Annotated in this window: 18 protein-coding genes; 2 read left to right on the top strand and 16 right to left on the bottom strand. The window is 58.4% G+C overall.

All coding sequences use genetic code 11. From position 1 onward, the window contains the following. Positions 1-4 precede the first annotated feature (4 nt). The 14 genes from Q0753_RS15155 to yceD form a co-directional block, all read right to left on the bottom strand. Positions 5-418 (bottom strand): NfeD family protein, encoded by a 414-nt coding sequence (locus Q0753_RS15155; protein WP_298722999.1) that lies wholly within the window; start codon positions 416-418, stop codon positions 5-7. A 299-nt stretch (positions 419-717) separates the two neighbouring features. Then, positions 718-1,506 carry a TatD family hydrolase gene (locus Q0753_RS15150; RefSeq protein ID WP_298722992.1) on the bottom strand — a complete coding sequence of 263 codons (789 nt, stop codon included), beginning with the start codon at positions 1,504-1,506 and terminating at the stop codon, positions 718-720. A 165-nt stretch (positions 1,507-1,671) separates the two neighbouring features. Further along, positions 1,672-2,655 (bottom strand): DNA polymerase III subunit delta', encoded by a 984-nt coding sequence (holB, locus tag Q0753_RS15145; protein WP_298722990.1) that lies wholly within the window; start codon positions 2,653-2,655, stop codon positions 1,672-1,674. Then, on the bottom strand, positions 2,640-3,263 hold the full coding sequence (gene tmk, locus Q0753_RS15140) for a dTMP kinase (protein WP_298722987.1): 624 nt from the start codon (positions 3,261-3,263) through the stop codon (positions 2,640-2,642). The genes holB and tmk overlap by 16 nt, the downstream gene beginning before the upstream one ends. Before the next feature lie 3 nt (positions 3,264-3,266). After that, complete coding sequence (gene mltG / locus Q0753_RS15135; protein ID WP_298722984.1) at positions 3,267-4,277, bottom strand: endolytic transglycosylase MltG; 1,011 nt, start codon at positions 4,275-4,277, stop codon at positions 3,267-3,269. Beyond that, positions 4,261-5,058 carry an aminodeoxychorismate lyase gene (gene pabC, locus Q0753_RS15130; RefSeq protein ID WP_298722981.1) on the bottom strand — a complete coding sequence of 266 codons (798 nt, stop codon included), beginning with the start codon at positions 5,056-5,058 and terminating at the stop codon, positions 4,261-4,263. Before pabC ends, mltG begins: the two co-directional genes overlap by 17 nt. A gap of 58 nt (positions 5,059-5,116) precedes the next feature. After that, positions 5,117-6,358 carry a beta-ketoacyl-ACP synthase II gene (gene fabF, locus Q0753_RS15125; RefSeq protein WP_298722978.1) on the bottom strand — a complete coding sequence of 414 codons (1,242 nt, stop codon included), beginning with the start codon at positions 6,356-6,358 and terminating at the stop codon, positions 5,117-5,119. Positions 6,359-6,430: 72 nt separating this feature from the next. Then, positions 6,431-6,667 carry an acyl carrier protein gene (gene acpP, locus Q0753_RS15120; protein WP_086963052.1) on the bottom strand — a complete coding sequence of 79 codons (237 nt, stop codon included), beginning with the start codon at positions 6,665-6,667 and terminating at the stop codon, positions 6,431-6,433. Between the two features lie 158 nt (positions 6,668-6,825). Beyond that, entirely contained in the window at positions 6,826-7,560 is a 735-nt protein-coding gene (gene fabG / locus Q0753_RS15115; RefSeq protein WP_298722960.1) for a 3-oxoacyl-ACP reductase FabG, read from the bottom strand. A 204-nt stretch (positions 7,561-7,764) separates the two neighbouring features. Continuing rightward, on the bottom strand, positions 7,765-8,700 hold the full coding sequence (gene fabD, locus Q0753_RS15110; RefSeq protein ID WP_298722956.1) for an ACP S-malonyltransferase: 936 nt from the start codon (positions 8,698-8,700) through the stop codon (positions 7,765-7,767). Positions 8,701-8,748: 48 nt separating this feature from the next. Further along, the gene (locus tag Q0753_RS15105; RefSeq protein WP_298722951.1) at positions 8,749-9,708 is read right to left on the bottom strand and encodes a beta-ketoacyl-ACP synthase III; all 960 of its coding nucleotides are present in this window, start codon (positions 9,706-9,708) and stop codon (positions 8,749-8,751) included. Between the two features lie 5 nt (positions 9,709-9,713). Then, positions 9,714-10,733, bottom strand: a complete 1,020-nt coding sequence (gene plsX, locus Q0753_RS15100; RefSeq protein ID WP_298722948.1) for a phosphate acyltransferase PlsX — start codon at positions 10,731-10,733, stop codon at positions 9,714-9,716. Between the two features lie 10 nt (positions 10,734-10,743). Further along, positions 10,744-10,914, bottom strand: a complete 171-nt coding sequence (gene rpmF, locus Q0753_RS15095) for a 50S ribosomal protein L32 (RefSeq protein WP_298722945.1) — start codon at positions 10,912-10,914, stop codon at positions 10,744-10,746. A gap of 21 nt (positions 10,915-10,935) precedes the next feature. Continuing rightward, entirely contained in the window at positions 10,936-11,457 is a 522-nt protein-coding gene (gene yceD / locus Q0753_RS15090) for a 23S rRNA accumulation protein YceD (RefSeq protein WP_298722941.1), read from the bottom strand. Between the two features lie 161 nt (positions 11,458-11,618). On the opposite strand from yceD, the gene Q0753_RS15085 reads away from it, so the two are divergent. Beyond that, positions 11,619-12,197, top strand: coding sequence for a nucleoside triphosphate pyrophosphatase (locus tag Q0753_RS15085; protein WP_298722938.1), 579 nt, complete (start codon positions 11,619-11,621; stop codon positions 12,195-12,197). Between the two features lie 119 nt (positions 12,198-12,316). On the opposite strand, the gene Q0753_RS15080 is transcribed toward Q0753_RS15085, so the two are convergent. After that, entirely contained in the window at positions 12,317-12,961 is a 645-nt protein-coding gene (locus Q0753_RS15080) for an HAD family hydrolase (RefSeq protein ID WP_298723042.1), read from the bottom strand. Then, entirely contained in the window at positions 12,955-13,905 is a 951-nt protein-coding gene (gene rluC / locus Q0753_RS15075; protein WP_298722935.1) for a 23S rRNA pseudouridine(955/2504/2580) synthase RluC, read from the bottom strand. The genes Q0753_RS15080 and rluC overlap by 7 nt, the downstream gene beginning before the upstream one ends. A 334-nt stretch (positions 13,906-14,239) precedes the next feature. Between rluC and rne the strand changes: the two genes are divergently transcribed. Next, positions 14,240-16,913 (top strand): ribonuclease E (gene rne, locus Q0753_RS15070; RefSeq protein WP_298722932.1); only part of this gene is annotated, 2,674 nt, incomplete at its 3' end.

Here is a 16,913-nt window from a genome sequence, read left to right as displayed (position 1 = left end):
TCTTTTAATCGATGATGGCGGTAATGCCATCGAAACGGCGGATCTCGACCCGATCGCCAACCGTTAATGTCGCTCCCGAGGCGCTGCGCACCATGAACAGGTCGCCTTCCAGTTTGAGACGAAAGTCACCGGACGCCAGCTGCACGATTTCTCCCTGCTGCCGACGATTTTCGCCGGCCAGAAAACTGGTCCGCTGCGACGGTGCAAAGCGGCGAAACAGTCGCTTGAGCAGCGGTGCCAACAGCGCCGCCGCCAGCGCGAAGGTAAACCACTGCCAGGTGACGCCAACATCCAGCCAGGCGACCACCATGGCTGCCAGCGCCGCCAATCCAAAGGCAAAGGCGAAGAAACCGGTACCCAGTAACTCCAATAACAACAACAACAAGGCGGCAATCAGCCACCAATGCCAGGCAAGCAAGGCATCACCTCCAAAGATAAGACGCAATTGAAACTAGAGTTACTATAGGGGACAGACGGATAGAAAGGAAACGGATAAAAGATGTGAGGGGTGAGGGGTGAGGAGTGAGGAACAGAGACAAACGCCGAGTTCAACGAAAGCCGTCATCCTGACGAACGTCAGGATCTTGTTTCGGTCTGGGGGGCTATTTGCAAAGAGATACCGGGGCACGCCCGGTATGACGATTATTGGCCTTGGGTGTATGTTTTAGCCTGGCGCCTGGAGCTCGGTGCTTATTTTTCACCCCTCACCCCTTACTTTCAATTGCCGACCGGCTTGGCCAGCTTGAACAGTTCGAAGAAATTGGCGGTGGTCTGCTTGGCAACCGCCTCCACCGACACGCCCTTCAGCTCGGCGATAAACTCCGCCACGGTGCGGGTGTAGGCGGGTTCGTTTTCTTCACCGCGAAATGGCACCGGGGCCAGCCAGGGCGAGTCGGTTTCCACCAGCAGCCGCTCCAGCGGCAATGCCTTGACCACCTCGCGCAATGCGTCGGCGCTGCGGAAGGTGACGATGCCGGAAATCGAGATATAAAAACCCAGCTCGATGGCGGCTTCGGCCATCTCCAGCGATTCGGTAAAGCAGTGCAGCACGCCGCCCACCTTGTCGGCCCCGCCCCGGCGCAGAATATCCAGGGTATCTTCCTGGGCACTGCGGGTATGAATGACCAACGGCTTGTTCAATTCCACGGCCACGGCCACATGCTGTTCGAAGGACCGACGCTGCAGCTCGGCGGACTCCGGCGCATAGAAATAATCGAGGCCGGTCTCGCCGATGGCCACCACCCGGGGGTGCGCCGCCAACTGCCGCAACTGCTCGGGATCATTGGGCTCATCATCTTGATGCAGCGGATGCACGCCACAGGAGGCAAACACCTGGGGAAAAGGCGTTATCGCCTCCAGCATGGCAGGAAAGGATGACAAGCCGACGCTGATGCACAACATGTGATCGACACCGCGGTTGGCGGCCTTGCGAACGGCCTCGGCCATGTCGCGGTGTTTTTTTCCGTAGTCGAGTTTGTCCAGATGGCAATGGGAGTCAACCAGCAAAACCGTCTCCTTTGAATAGATAGTGAGGGGAAAGACATGTGAGGGGTGAGGAGTAAGACGTGAGGAGTAAGACGTGAGGCGTGAGACAAAGGCAGCAGTACAAAACTCCTTACTCCTTACTCCTTACTCCTTACTCCTTACTCCTTACTCCTTACTCCTCACACTTCACTTTATGTTAATCAGCCAGTCATTGAGCCATTGGCCCAGTTGCAGGCCGGTATTTACCGGCCTGCCGGTGCCCGGCTGCAGGGTCTGGCGCAATTGCAACAGGCTGTTCAGCGCCTGAGTCAGCCGCTCCGGCCCATGCTGGCTCAGCGTGCGGCACAGGGGTTCGCTGTCGGCCAGCCGCAACCCGGCCGGTGACAAACCCAGCGCCAGTTGCAGCGCATCCTGCAGCAGCATTTGCAACCAGAGCAGGTGCACCGGCTGCTCCAGCAGACCGCTTTGCACCGACGTCAGGGTTCGCGGCTGTGTGGCCAGCTCGACAAACTGCTGCAACAGCTCACGGCGCCGCCGATCGGTACCGGCAATCAGGTAATCGCGGGTGTTGAGCGGCGAGCCCTGGTTTACATTCAGCGCCGCCAGGCTGGGATCCAGCCCCTGCCCGGTCAGCCAGCGCAAGACCACTTCAGACTCGGGCACCGGTAACAACCACTGCTGGCAGCGGCTGCGAATGGTCGGCAGCAATCGTTCGGGATGCGAGCTGGTCAGCAGCAGCGTCGCCTCGCCCGCCGGCTCTTCCAGGGTTTTCAGCAGCGCATTGGCGGCGGCTTCGGTCATTTTTTCCGCCTGCTCGATCACCGCCACCTTGCCATGGCTCAGGCGAGCACTTTCATTCAATACCTGGGTCAACTGGCGGATGGCATCCACCCCTATGCTGCGTGCACTGCCACTGATGACATGCAGATCCGAATGATTGCCGGCAGCCATCAGCTGACAGGAATGACAGTGCCCACAGGGGACGCCTTGTTCACCGGATGCATGATGGCCATCATTTGTATGTTGGCATAATAAAGCATGTGCCAATGCCTGCGCCAGTTCGCGCTTGCCCACGCCTTCCACCCCTTTCAACAACAGGGCATGGCCCAGATGCTGCTGGCGGATAAGCGCGGTCAGTTGCTGCTGTTGACCACTTAGCCAGGGATACACAGGCGGCGCTCCAGGCAGGCAATGACCGCGGCTTTTACCTCGGCTTCATTACGGCCGGCATCTATCAGTTCGCAACGGGAATTATCCTGTGCCAGCTCCAGGTAGCGGGCGCGAGTGCGCTCAAAAAAGCCCAACTGCTCCTGTTCGATACGGTCAAGCTCGCCCCGCACCCGTGCCCGCTCCAGTCCCTGTGCCGGATTGATGTCCAGATACAGGATCAGATCGGGACCGAAGTCCCCCAGCACCGCCTGTTTTATCTGGCTGATCAGCCGGGTATCGATACCCCGGCCCCCGCCCTGATAGGCCTGGGAAGACCAGTCATGTCGGTCTCCCACTACCCAGGTGCCCGCCGCCAACGCCGGCTGAATGCGGTTTTTCACCAGCTGTACCCGGGCCGCATACATCAGCAGCAGTTCGGCTTCCATGGTCAACGGCTCTTCATGAACCTCTTTCACCAGGGTGCGCATCTTTTCGGCCAGCGGCGTGCCACCCGGCTCGCGGGTGCTCATTACCGGGAGCCCTCGAGCCTCGAGCCAGGCCACCACATGACGCTGCACCGTGCTCTTGCCCGCCCCTTCGAGTCCTTCAATCACGATAAACTGGCTCATGTATTACCTTTTCAGAATATAACGACGAACGGCGTTATTGTGTTCGCGCAGCGTCTTGGAAAAATGATGGCGCCCCTCGCCCATGGCCACAAAATAATAGTATTTGCTGTCTGCCGGCTGCAGGGTGGCCAGAATCGCTTCCTTGCTCGGCATGGCAATGGGCGTGGGCGGCAGCCCATCAATCATGTAGGTGTTATACGGCGTGTGGGTCTGCAGATCCCGCTTGCGAATATTACCGTCGTAGTCTTCTCCAATGCCATAGATGACCGTCGGGTCGGTCTGCAGCCGCATGCCACGGCGCAGGCGATTGACAAAGACAGAGGCGATCATGGGTCGCTCTTCGGCGATACCGGTTTCCTTTTCGATGATGGACGCCAGGATTAGCGCCTCGTAAGGCGTCTCGATGGGCAGGCCCGGTTGCCGGGCGGCCCAGGTGTCATCCAGAAAACGTTCCATCTCCCGATGCGCCCGCCGCAGAATGGAGATGTCGGTATCGCCCGGGGTATAGCTGTAGGTTTCGGGCAAGAACAGCCCCTCCAGCTTGTTCCGCTCCACACCCAGCTTGTTGGCCAGCTCGCCTTCGTCAATCTCGGCCAGTGTGGCCTTCATGTATTCCGCCCCCGCCAGCCGTTGCAACCAGTCACTCAGTCGCAATCCTTCTACCAGCGTCACCTGCAGGCGATAGACATCGCCATTCACTATGGTCATCAGCGCATCACGCAGCCGAGTGCCCGGCTCGAATTTATAGGTGCCCTGGCGCACCGCCGCCAGCTCGGGATGAAAGCGCAACCACAGCTTGCGATGCAAGGCGGGCACCGGTTCGGCACTCAGGCGATTGATCAAATGGAAGCTGGTTTCTCCCCGGGCCACCACAAACAGCGGCTTGTCTGCCACCGTCGCCACCGTCTTCTGCTCCAGTTGCTGCCATTGCTGGTAGCCATATGCGGTCAGCCCGCCCAGTGCCAGTATCGCCAGCAGCAACACGCGCCCCAGCCATTTAGTCAGTCTGTTCATAAGCCTGCTGTAATTCTCTCGTCATCATGAAATCGGGGTTAAAAACGCATTCGTCAATCGCCGTGACCGGCACCACGCCCATCAGGGCATTGGTCAGCCAGACTTCATCGGCCGCCAACAAACGGGACAAGCCGGCATGGGTCACCGTCAGTCGTTCACCCAGATAATCGGTACACCAGGCGCGCAAGGTACCGCAAACACCGCCCATCGACAAATCCGGGGTATACACCCGTTCGCCTTCTCGCCAGAACAGGTTGGCGGTCACCGCTTCCATCACCCTACCCTCGGCGTCCAGCACCACCGCTTCCGGCCAGCCATTCGCCTCCAGTTCGGCCTTGAGCATCACCTGCTCCAGGCGATTCACGGTTTTCAGTCCCGCCAGCAAGGGGCTTTGCCCCAGGCGACCGGCACAAACGCCGATGGCGATGCCCTGCTGCCGCCATTGATAATAATGGGCGGGAAACGGCGAGCGATTCAGCACCACGGTAGTGTCGCCGCAGCCGGCGATGCCGTAGCCACGGGCACCCGGGCCGCGCACCAGGGTGATGCGCAACACTTCATCGTCGTCGTTCAACGCCGCCTGGGCCGCCGCATACAGTGCGTTCCAGTCCGGCATCGGCATTTGCAGCCGGTGACAGGCAGCCATCAGTCTGGCCTGATGATAATGCCAGTGGCGTAACTGGCCAGCCTGGGCGTGAAGGGTACTGAAATGCCCGTCGCCCAGCTGCCAGGCCCGACTCAGGGCCGACAATGGATTCGTGTCTGTAAGAATGGTTTGCATGATCACCCAATAAAAAAGCCCGGCGCTAAGGCCGGGCTCGGGATTGGCCAAAAGGCCATTATATGCGTTTGAAAATCAATGAGCCATTGGTGCCGCCAAAACCGAAGGAGTTGGACAGGGCATACTCGAATTGACCTTTCTTCGCCTGGTTAGGCACCAGATCCAGATCGCACTCATCATCCGGGTTATCCAGGTTGATGGTGGGGGGCGCAATCTGATCACGCAACGCCAGCACGCTGAAAATGGCTTCCACGGCACCGGCAGCACCCAGCAGGTGACCGGTCATCGACTTGGTCGAGCTGATCATCAACTGATTGGCGTGAGCGCCGAATACCGTTTTCATGCCACGCAGCTCGGCCACATCACCCAACGGGGTAGAGGTGCCGTGGGCGTTGACGTATCCGATCAGCTCGGGCGCGATATCAGCATCCTTGATGGCGTTGGCCATCGCCTTGGCGGCACCGCTGCCATCGCCGGGTGGTGCCGTCATGTGATGGGCGTCGCCACTCATGCCAAAACCAACCATCTCGGCATAGATGGTGGCGCCACGCGCCTTGGCGTGTTCATACTCTTCAAGCATCATCACACCGGCGCCATCACCCAGCACAAAGCCATCGCGCTCTTTGTCCCAGGGACGACTCGCCTTTTGCGGCTCGTCATTGCGCGTAGACAGAGCACGAGCGGCGGCAAAGCCACCCATGCCCATGGTGGTGGAGGCTTTCTCGGTGCCGCCCGCCAACATGGCGTCGGCGTCACCGTAGGCAATCATGCGTGCGGCCAGACCAATGCTGTGCGTACCGGTAGTACAGGCGGTGGTCGCCGCAATATTGGGGCCTCGCAGACCCTTCATGATCGACAAATGACCGGACACCATATTGATGATGGTGGACGGTACAAAGAACGGGCTGAGTTTGCGAGGACCGCTGGCCATCAGGTTGGTGTGGTTCTGCTCTATCAGACCCAGACCACCGATACCGGAACCGATGGATACACCAACGCGGTCGGCGTTAGCTTCGGTGATATCAAGACCGGAATCGGCCATGGCCTGCAAGCCGGCCGCCACCCCGTACTGGATGAACAAGTCCATCTTACGGGCTTCTTTCTTGGCGATACCATGAGCTTCGGGATCAAAGTCCTTGACCAGGCCTGCGAATTTGGTGCTGTAGTCGGTAGTATCAAAGTGTTCGATGTTGCTGATGCCACTTTGGCCTGCCAACAGGGCCTGCCAGCTGGCATCGACCGAGTTACCGACAGGAGAGAGCATACCGAGGCCAGTCACCACGACTCTGCGTTTGGACACAGGAGCGTCTCCGAATGGGGGTTAAAACGGGGAAAGAACCGAAGTGGCGATAGCCACTTCGGTACAGGTTTATTATTCCTGGTTAGCGTTGATGTAATCAACTGCCGCTTTAACGGTAGTGATTTTTTCAGCTTCTTCGTCAGGAATTTCGGTGTCGAATTCTTCTTCCAGAGCCATTACCAGCTCAACGGTATCCAGGGAATCGGCGCCCAGATCATCAACGAAAGAGGCTTCAGACTTAACTTCTTCTTCTTTAACACCCAGTTGCTCGATGATGATTTTTTTTACGCGTTCTTCGATGTTGCTCATGACCAGTATTATCCTTTAGAAATACGCAAGTGCGTGTCGTTGCGGTAGTGTATTAAATTAACCGTAGTTTGCAAGACTATTTGAGTCTGGTCAAACCAGAAAAACTGCCAATAATGTCGCAATTTCCGTCAAATAGCTCCTAACTGCGGAGATTTTCATCACACCATGTACATGCCGCCATTTACGTGCAGCGTTTCACCTGTGATATAACCGGCCTCATCCGAAGCCAAAAAAGCCACGGCAGAGGCAATTTCTTTCGGGTCGCCCAACCGTTGTGTTGGAACCTGTGACAAGATACCGGCCCTTTGCTCTTCATTCAATGAACGTGTCATGTCGGTTTCAATAAATCCGGGTGCCACCACATTGACGGTAATGCCACGCGAAGCCACTTCGCGACCCAGCGATTTGCTGAACCCAATCAGTCCCGCCTTGGCGGCCGCATAGTTGGCCTGACCGGCATTGCCCATGGTGCCGACAACGGAGCCGATGGTCACGATACGGCCATGACGTTTCTTCATCATGGCCCGCAGTACCGCCTTGGACAAACGGAATACCGAAGTCAGGTTGGTGTCCAGAATATCCTGCCATTCGTCGTCTTTCATGCGCATCATCAGGTTATCGCGCGTGATGCCGGCGTTGTTGACCAGCACATCGATATCGCCATAACGCTGCTTGATGGTTTCCAGCAGCTGATTCATGGACTCGACATCGGTCACGTTCAGGACCAGACCGGTACCATTGTCGCCCAGATAGGCTCCGATCGCCTCGGCGCCCTTTTCGCTGGTGGCGGTACCGATAACGGTCGCGCCACGGCTGGCAAACAGCTCGGCGGTTGCCCGACCGATACCCCGGCTGGCGCCGGTGACCAGTACCACTTTACCGGAAAAACTCATAGTGACTCCTTCGATTGTGCAAAGGGCTGGCAGAGCGAAGCACGCCGACACGCCATAAACCCCTCCCTGGGGGCTCGGACATGCCGTCTGACCGCCACGGATGGCGGAAATGCCAACATTGCAGGAGCTGTTGTTGGCGCTGGCATGTCACGGTCGGCTTAGCTGTCACTCTGCCATCCCTTATCAATTCTGCGTTGTATATAGTTAAGCCTGTACTGCCGCCAGAGCCTGCTGCAGGCCGGCGTCGTCGTTAACCGCCAGACCTTCAACCCGCTTGTCGATACGCTTGGCCAGGCCGGACAATACCTTGCCCGGGCCGACTTCCAGCGCCAGGGTTACGCCCTGCCCCACCATGGCCTCCACGGTTTCGGTCCAGCGTACCGGACTGTACAGCTGACGTACCAGAGCGTCCTTGATGGCCGCCGCCGAGGTTTCCATCTTGACGTCCACGTTGTTGATCACCGGTACTGCCGGCTCGTTGAACGTCATCTCGGCCAGGGTCTGCTCCAGTTGCTCGGCGGCAGTTCGCATCAGCGCACAGTGTGAAGGCACGCTGACCGGCAGTGGAAGAGCGCGTTTGGCACCGCTTTCCTTCATCAGTACATTGGCCCGCTCTACCGCCGCCTTGTTACCGGCGATCACGACCTGGCCAGGTGAATTGAAGTTCACCGCCGACACCACTTCGCCCTCTTCCGCCTTGGCGCAGTTGGCCACAATGGTGTCGTTGTCCAGACCGATAATGGCCGACATGGCGCCGGTGCCTTCGGGCACGGCTTCCTGCATCAACTGGCCACGCAATTCGACCAGTTTGACGCCGTCGGTCAGGCTCAGTACACCGGCACAGACCAGCGCCGAGTACTCGCCCAGGCTGTGACCGGCCATCACGGCCGGCTGGGCACCGCCCTGCTGTTGCCACAGGCGCCACAGGGCAACCGAAGCAGTCAGCAAGGCCGGCTGGGTACGCCAGGTCTTGTTCAGCTCTTCGGCCGGACCGCTCAGTACCAGCTCGGCCAGGTCGTAACCCAGGGCGCTGGACGCCTCGGCAAAGGTCTGCTTCACGATATCATGCTCGGCCAGCACGCCCGCAAGCATGCCTACCGCCTGAGATCCCTGTCCGGGAAAGGTAATGGCAAATGTCATTGTCTGTCCTTCTTTGAAAACGAATCCGTTTAAAAAACAAGCCGGTCGTTAGAAGCGCACCAGGGCAGAGCCCCAGGCGAAACCGCCACCGAAGGCCTCCAGCAGTACCAGATGGCCCCGCTGAATACGGCCATCCCGCACGCCCTCGTCAAGCGCAATGGGCACGCTGGCCGCCGAGGTATTGCCGTGCTTGTCGAGCGTGAGGATCACCCGCTCAATCGGCATGTTCAGCTTGCGGGCGGTGGCATTGATAATGCGGTAATTTGCCTGATGCGGCACCAGCCAGTCCAGCTCGGATTTGTCGATGCCGTTGGCGGCCAGGGTCTGGGTGACGATTTCACTCAGCCGCGAGACCGCCACCTTGAACACTTCGTTACCCTTCATGCTCATGTAGGCGTCCATCTCGCTGCCGCTGACGCCGCGCTGACGCTGGGGCAGCTTGAGCAGCTCGCCATAACGACCATCCGCATGCAGATGCGTGGACAGAATGCCCGGCTCTTCGCTGGCACCCAGCACCACGGCACCGGCACCATCACCGAAAAGGATGATGGTGGAACGATCGCCCGGCTCGCACATGCGTGACAGGGCATCGGCCCCAATCACCAGGATGTGACGGGCCTGACCGTTGCGGATGAACTGATCGGCCACACTCAGGGCATAGCTGAAACCGGCGCAGGCGGCGGCCAGATCGAATGCCGGAATGCCCGGCACGTCCAGCATGGCCTGCACTTCGCAGGCGGCGGCCGGAAAGGCGTTATCGCCACTGGTGGTGGCCAGCACTATCATGTCCAGCTGCTGCGCGTCTATGCCGGCGGCGTCCAGAGCACGCAGGGCGGCGCCATAAGACATGGTGGCGACAGTTTCTTCTGCCCCGGCGATGCGACGTTCCCGGATTCCGGTACGTTCGACGATCCAGTCATTGCTGGTTTCTACCATTTGTTCCAGGTCGGCATTGGTGCGTACCGCTTCAGGCAGGTAGCTGCCAGTTCCCAATATTCTACTGTTCATAGGCGTTATCTTGCGTGACTGTCCCGTGGGGCAGTATCAAAACGATGCGCGATGCTCGCAGGCAGGTCATGTTCAATTTCGGAAACGGCCTGCAAGATCGCATTTAAGAAGGCAGGTGAGCCGGCACTCCCGTGGCTCTTGACCACACTGGCGCGCAATCCTATCAGACTTGCGCCGTTATACTGGTCGGGGTTCAGATGGGAAAGCCGCTTTTTTAACCAAACAGTCAATATTTTGCTTAAAAAACCGCGCTGTTGTCGCTGACCAAGCAACAGCCGTGCTACCCCTTCGCTGGTTTTCAAAGCCACATTGCCGACAAAACCGTCGCATACAATAACATCGACGCGACCGGAAAACAGCTCATCCCCTTCCACGTACCCGCTATAGTGCAACCCTTCTGTCTGCTGCAACTGTTGCAAACACTGCGCCGCCTCGCGAACCGACTCATTACCCTTGTTGGCTTCCACGCCCACATTCAGCAGGCCGATGCGGGGCTGGCTGATGCCGAGGATATGTCGTGCCGCCTGCTCGCCCATCAGGGCAAACTGAACCAGTTGCCCGGCGCCGCAGCTAAGGTTGGCCCCCACATCCAGCAGCAACGCATAACCACCACCGGCCTGTGGCATCCGGGTGATCAGGGCGGGTCTGTCCACTCCGGGCAGGGTACTGAGTGTTTTCATCGCCATCGCCATCAAGGCACCGGTATTACCGGCGCTGACGCAGGCCTGCGCCCGCCTTGATGCCAAGGCATCAAGCGCGTTGCGCATGGAGGAGTCGGTCAGATGACGCAGGGCATAAGCGGCTTTATGTTCGTTTTCTACCTGCTGGCTGCAATACTGCACGCACACCCGACGATGGGAGTCCAATTGAAAGCGGCGTAACCAGGGAGAAAGCTCGGCCTCGAGGCCAAACAGAACCAGATTGAGATCAGGCAGAAGCGACAGTGCCTGCGCGGCGGCAGGCACTGTAACCGAAGGGCCATGATCGCCCCCCATCATATCTAACGCAACGGTCAGCTGCGGCAAAAGGCAACCCTTACTTGGCGATTACCTTTTTGCCACGGTAGAAACCGTCGGCAGTCACATGGTGACGACGATGCAGTTCACCGGTGGTTTTATCCACAGACAGAGCTGCGGTGGTCAGTGCGTCATGAGAGCGACGCTGACCACGACGAGAACGAGATACTTTACTCTTTTGTACGGCCATTTGACCTCACTCCTAAATCAGTTACTTACGTTTTAGTCCTTCCAGAACCGCGAAAGGATTCGGACGCTCTTCAGCGGTAGGGATCTCACCAAAGCTTTGATCAAATTTACCCTCGGAACACTGCTCATTTTCATGAGTCGGTATCTGCGGTAAAGCGAGGATTAATTCATCCTCGATGATCTCGGCCAGGTTGATTTCACCAATTTCATCCACTTCAATAGTGTCGTAATCTTCCGGCAGTTCAGGCGCCTCTGCGTTTGCACGTAGCGGCGTGTATGTAAATTCGGATTCTATAGTGGTATCAAACAGCTCATTGCATCTTTGGCACTGGAGCGACACCTGAGATCGGGCATGGCCCGACATCACGCGCAGCCCCTGGGCATCTGTACCAAAGTTCAGAGACACGTCGATATCACCATGGATACCTTGGGTTGAATCCTGCAGTCTGGGCATCAGAGCAGCGGCAAACACACCTTGATATACAAGACGACTTTGCGCGCAGCGAGCGGGATCAACCTTAATGGGCAACTTTACCTTTTCCATAAGGCGCGCATATTATAGCGACGGGCCTTCGGAGTCAAAGAGAAAAGCAAACTGAGCGCGAATAAACGGCAAGCATTCGAGTCCTGCCCGTGACGTTACCGCCTGCGGCGACTACAATGCCAACCCTCTTATTTTACTGCCTAAAACAGGCTCGGGTGCCCATGGCCAGAATTATCCTCGCCTCTTCTTCCCCTTACCGCCAGCAACTGCTGAGCAAGCTTAGGCTGGACTTTGAAAGCTGCAGCCCGAACATCGACGAAACATCCTTGCCCGACGAACCGGCAACGGCGCTGGTGCAACGGCTGGCCGAGCAAAAGGCCCGCGCCGTCGCGACCCGGTTTCCTCAGGGGCTCATCATCGGCTCGGACCAGGTGTGTGTCAATCAGGGCCAGATCCTGGGCAAGCCCGGTACCCGGGATCGCGCCAGAGCACAACTACTGGCTGCCAGCGGGCAACACATCACCTTCTATACCGGTCTGGCAGTGCTGGATGCAGCAAATGATCGCCTGCATTCGATGGTAGAGCCGTTTTCGGTGGTACTCCGTTCGTTGAGCGAGGCGCAGATCGAGCGTTACCTGGACCGGGAGCCGGCGCTGGACTGCGCCGGCGCCTTCAAGTGTGAAGGCCTCGGCATCAGTTTGTTCGAACGGATGGAAGGTCGGGATCCCAACAGCCTGGTCGGCTTGCCGTTGATCGCCCTGGTGGAACTGCTGGGTCGTTTTGGGGTGGAAGTACCGTGAGGATGTGAGGTGTGAGGTGTGAGGTGTGAGGTGTGAGGTGTGAGGTGTGAGGTGCAAAACATCATATTTGCAGGCCGGTTTTACTCCTCACGCTTTACGCCTCACTCCTTACTGAATATTTAAAGCCAACGGGGCAAATGGCGGATATCATCGATTAGCGCCAACGGTGTATGTTGGCATAATTTTTTACTGTCATGCACACCGTAGGTCACGCCGATTCTGTCCATGCCAATGGCTTCGGCCATCGCCAGATCGTAGCTCGAATCCCCCACCATCACCGCATCGGCCGGGTTGAGCTTCAGCTCGTCCAGAATTTGCTCCAGCATCAAGGGATGGGGTTTGGACTGAGCCTGATCCGCGCCGCGCAGGGCGTGAAAATAGGCGCCGAGATCGGTTTCTGCCAGCACCCGATCCAGCCCCACTCGCTGCTTGCCGGTGGCAACGGCCAGCCGATAACCATTACCATGCAAGCCCTTGATGATGTCCGCCGCGCCGGTAAACAGGGGGGACGGCGTCTCGTTCAGTTCCAGATAATGACGGCGATACGCCGCCAGCAGGGCGGCCTCTTCCACCGCCGCCAAGGCGCCGAACAACAACGGAAAGGCCTTGTGCAGACTCAAGCCGATAATGTCACGCACCGCCGCCGCCGTGGGCACGGCCAGGACACAATCCTGCGCCGCCGCCTGCATGCTGGACACGATGCGTGCCACCGAGTCCATCAGGGTGCCGTCCCAGTCGAAAATCACCAGCTGATACTTCACGATTGCGCCATCCGGGTCAGAAGTTTTTTCAGCGCCGGCTCCAGGGGGGCTTCCAGCACCATGCTCTCTTCACGCCCAGGGTGGAAGAAACGAATACGACAGGCATGCAAAAACAGCCGTTTCAGTCCCATTCCGCTCATCTTCTGATCAAACAACTGATCACCGTATTTGTTGTCACCGGCAATCGGATGGCCGGCATGCAGGGTATGAACCCGGATCTGGTGAGTTCGGCCGGTAACCGGACTACATTCCACCAGGGTCGCCCCGGTAAACTTCTGGATGATGCGAAAACGGGTTTCCGACGGCTTGCCTTCTTTATCAACCCGCACCACGCGCTCACCCGAGGCCAGCTCGTTCTTCTTCAGCGGGGCTTTCACCACCTTTTGATGAGGCTGCCACTGGCCGCGCACCAAGGCCAGGTAATGCTTGTCCATGGTTTTTTCACGCAGTTGCTCGTGCAGGCTGCGTAACATGCTGCGTTTCTTGGCCACCAGCAAAATGCCGGAGGTATCCCGGTCCAGCCGGTGCACCAACTCCAGAAACCGCGCCTCGGGCCGTAACGCCCGCAGGCCTTCAATCACGCCAAAGCTCAGGCCGCTGCCGCCATGTACCGCAATACCCGAGGGCTTGTTCAGCACGATCAGCGCATCATCTTCATAGATGATGGCCGCATCGAGCGATTGCACCTGGTTCAGTTTGGCCGATGGCAGCGTATTCTCGCGTTCCGCCACCCGTACCGGCGGCACCCTGATCACGTCGCCGGCCAGCAGCTTGTATTCCGGTTTGATGCGCTTTTTGTTAACTCTTACCTCGCCTTTGCGCAAAATTCGATAAATCAGGCTTTTGGGAACGCCTTTAAGCTGAGTCCGTAAATAATTGTCAATGCGCTGCCCTTCATGCTCAGCCTCGATGGTGAGCAGCCGCACGCTGTGTTGTTCTTGTTTCATGGCCGTTATTCTAACACCAGCCAGTGTGCTTTGGCTGCAAAAAAGGCGTCTTGCTAAGGCTGCAGTTAAAGTGTGATAATGACTCCGTTTTTCGTGCTTTCCGGGATCGGAGGGCGCACCCTGAATACCTCTGATTTTCCGTTTTATTCGCGACCTTTGGGCTCCCCCCTTAACGTGAAAGACACCTGAATATGCGCCTCATGCGTACCCAGCCGGGAGGCTGTAACCATTACGCTCACAGACTCGAGGCCGGTGTCCGTCGGAATAACACGGTCAAGCCAGGGGAATACCAACACTGTAGAAACAGTAAAAACTTAATAAAAAAGAGTACTCAATGAAAAGAATGCTAATCAACGCAACCCAGGAAGAAGAGTTGCGTGTAGCCCTGGTAGATGGGCAAAAACTATACGACCTGGATATTGAAAGTCCCGGCCACGAGCAAAAAAAAGCCAACATCTATAAAGGCAGGATCACCCGGGTAGAACCCAGCCTGGAAGCCGCCTTCGTCGACTACGGTGCCGACCGCCACGGTTTTCTGCCACTCAAGGAAATCGCCCGCAACTACTTCCCCGCCGGTTACAGCTATCAGGGCCGCCCCAATATCAAGGAAGTGGTCAAGGAAGGTCAGGAAGTTATCGTTCAGATTGATAAAGAAGAGCGTGGCAACAAAGGCGCCGCCCTCACCACCTTTATCAGTCTGGCCGGCTCTTATCTGGTACTGATGCCCAACAATCCCCGTGCCGGTGGTATATCCCGCCGCATCGAAGGGGACGAGCGTACCGAGCTCAAGGAAGCCCTGGCTCACCTCAAGCTGCCCGACGGCATGGGTCTGATTGTGCGCACCGCCGGTGTCGGCAAAACCGGCGAAGAGCTGGAATGGGATCTGCACGTGCTGCAGACTCACTGGTCCGCCATTCAGGAAGCCGCCGAAGGCGGTAGCGCCCCGTTCCTGATCCATCAGGAAAGCAACGTCATCGTGCGCGCCATTCGCGATTATCTGCGTCGCGATATCGGCGAGATCCTGATCGACAACCCGGTGATTTTCGAGCGCGCCAAGCAGCACATCGAACTGGTTCGCCCCGACTTCGTTAACCGGGTCAAGCTGTACGAGGGCGACGTGCCCATGTTCAGCCACTACCAGATTGAAAGCCAGATCGAGTCGGCCTTTCAACGGGAAGTGCGTCTGCCTTCCGGCGGCAGCATCGTTATCGACCCGACCGAAGCACTGACCAGTATCGACATCAACTCCTCACGCGCCACCAAGGGCGGCGACATCGAGGAAACTGCGCTGCAGACCAACCTGGAAGCGGCAGAAGAAATCGCCCGTCAGCTGCGCCTGCGTGACCTGGGTGGCCTGGTGGTGATCGACTTCATCGACATGACCCCGGTACGCCATCAGCGCGAGGTGGAAAACCGCCTGCGCGACGCGGTACGCCAGGACAGAGCCCGCATTCAGCTGGGCCGTATTTCCCGCTTTGGTCTGCTGGAAATGTCCCGACAGCGTCTGCGTCCTTCCCTCGGCGAGTCCAGCACCCATGTGTGCCCGCGCTGTCTGGGTCAGGGCACCATTCGCGACAACGAATCGCTGGCACTGGCCATACTGCGCCTGATTGAAGAAGAAGCGCTCAAAGACAACACCGGGCAAATTCATGCCCAGGTGCCCGTCGATGTGGCCGCCTATCTGCTCAACGAAAAGCGCAAGTCCATTGCCGGGCTGGAAAATCGCTACAAGGTAGAGATTTACATCATTCCCAACGAACAGCTGGAAACGCCACACTTCGACGTGGCCCGGGTTCGCAGCGGGGAAGAAGAAAATGTCTCCAGCTTTGCGCTGAAAACCACCGTCGAAAAGCCGGCCTACAGCCCCCGCCAGGGCACGGCTGCCGCCAAGAGCGAGCAACCGGCACTGCAGGGCTTTACTGCTCCCGCACCTGCCCCGGCTCCCACTCCGGCGCCGGTTGCAGCCAAAGCCGAAGCGGCCGCTCCCGTTGCTGCCGCGCCTGGCCTGTTGAGCCGCATGTTCTGTGCCCTGAGCAGTTGGTTCAAGGGAACTACCGAGCCTCAGCCAGCCCCAGCGCCGACCCCGGTCGAAAAACCGGCCCGTCAGTCACGCAATCAGGATCGCAACCAGGATCGCAACAGCGAACGCAATCAGGAGCGAAACAGCGAGCGCCGTGACCGTGGCGATCGCCGTAACACCCGCAACAACCGCAGACCGCGTGATGAAGAGCGCAGCAACAAAGCCGCTCCGGCCGCAGCCGAGGCTCAGTCACAACCGCAGAGCGAGGCCAAGACCGACCGGCCGCGTCGTGAACGTCGCAAGCCGCGTCGCGAGCAGCCTCAGCAGCAGCAACAAAAAGAGACTGCCGCCGCAGAGCAGGTGCAGACCCCGGCTCCACAGCAGCAACAGCCTCAACAACAGCAACAGCCTGCTCAGGAAATCGAGCAGAAAGAACAGGCCGTTGCCGAGCGCCGTCAGCGTCGCAAGATGCGTAAGCAGGTACGCATTGGCAGCGAAGCCCGCCAGACAGATGCCGCCACAGAGCAGGCCGAGCGTCCGGCGCAACGTCAGCCCAAGGCAAAACAGGAGCCCGTTGCAGCACAGAGCGCCGCTGACAAGCCCGCGACTCACCACCAGCGTGGTGGTGCCATGCCCAAGCGCAAACGCATCAACGAAGACAGCCGTCGTCGCCGTCGTGAGGACAGCATAGCCGCCCTGATTGCCGCTCAGGGTGAAGAAAAGTGGGTTGCATCGGAAACCGCCGACACGGAAGCGGCACCGGCAAAACAAGTCGCCCAGGCCGAGGTGGAAACCCGCCCTGCGGCAGTCGCGCCACAACAGGAAGCACCCAAGACAGCAGCCGTTGAGCCCAAGGTTGAAGCCGTCGAGCCCAAGGTTGAAGCCGTCGAGCCCAAGGTTGAAGCCGAAGCGCCCAAGGTTGAAGCCGAAGCGCCCAAGGTTGAAGCCGAAGCGCCCAAGGTTGAAGCCGAAGCGCCCAAGGTTGAAG

The sequence above is a fragment of the uncultured Oceanisphaera sp. genome (genome assembly GCF_947495715.1).
Taxonomy (GTDB): Bacteria; Pseudomonadota; Gammaproteobacteria; order Enterobacterales; family Aeromonadaceae; genus Oceanimonas; species Oceanimonas sediminis.
This window is presented reverse-complemented; position numbering and strand designations above follow the sequence as displayed.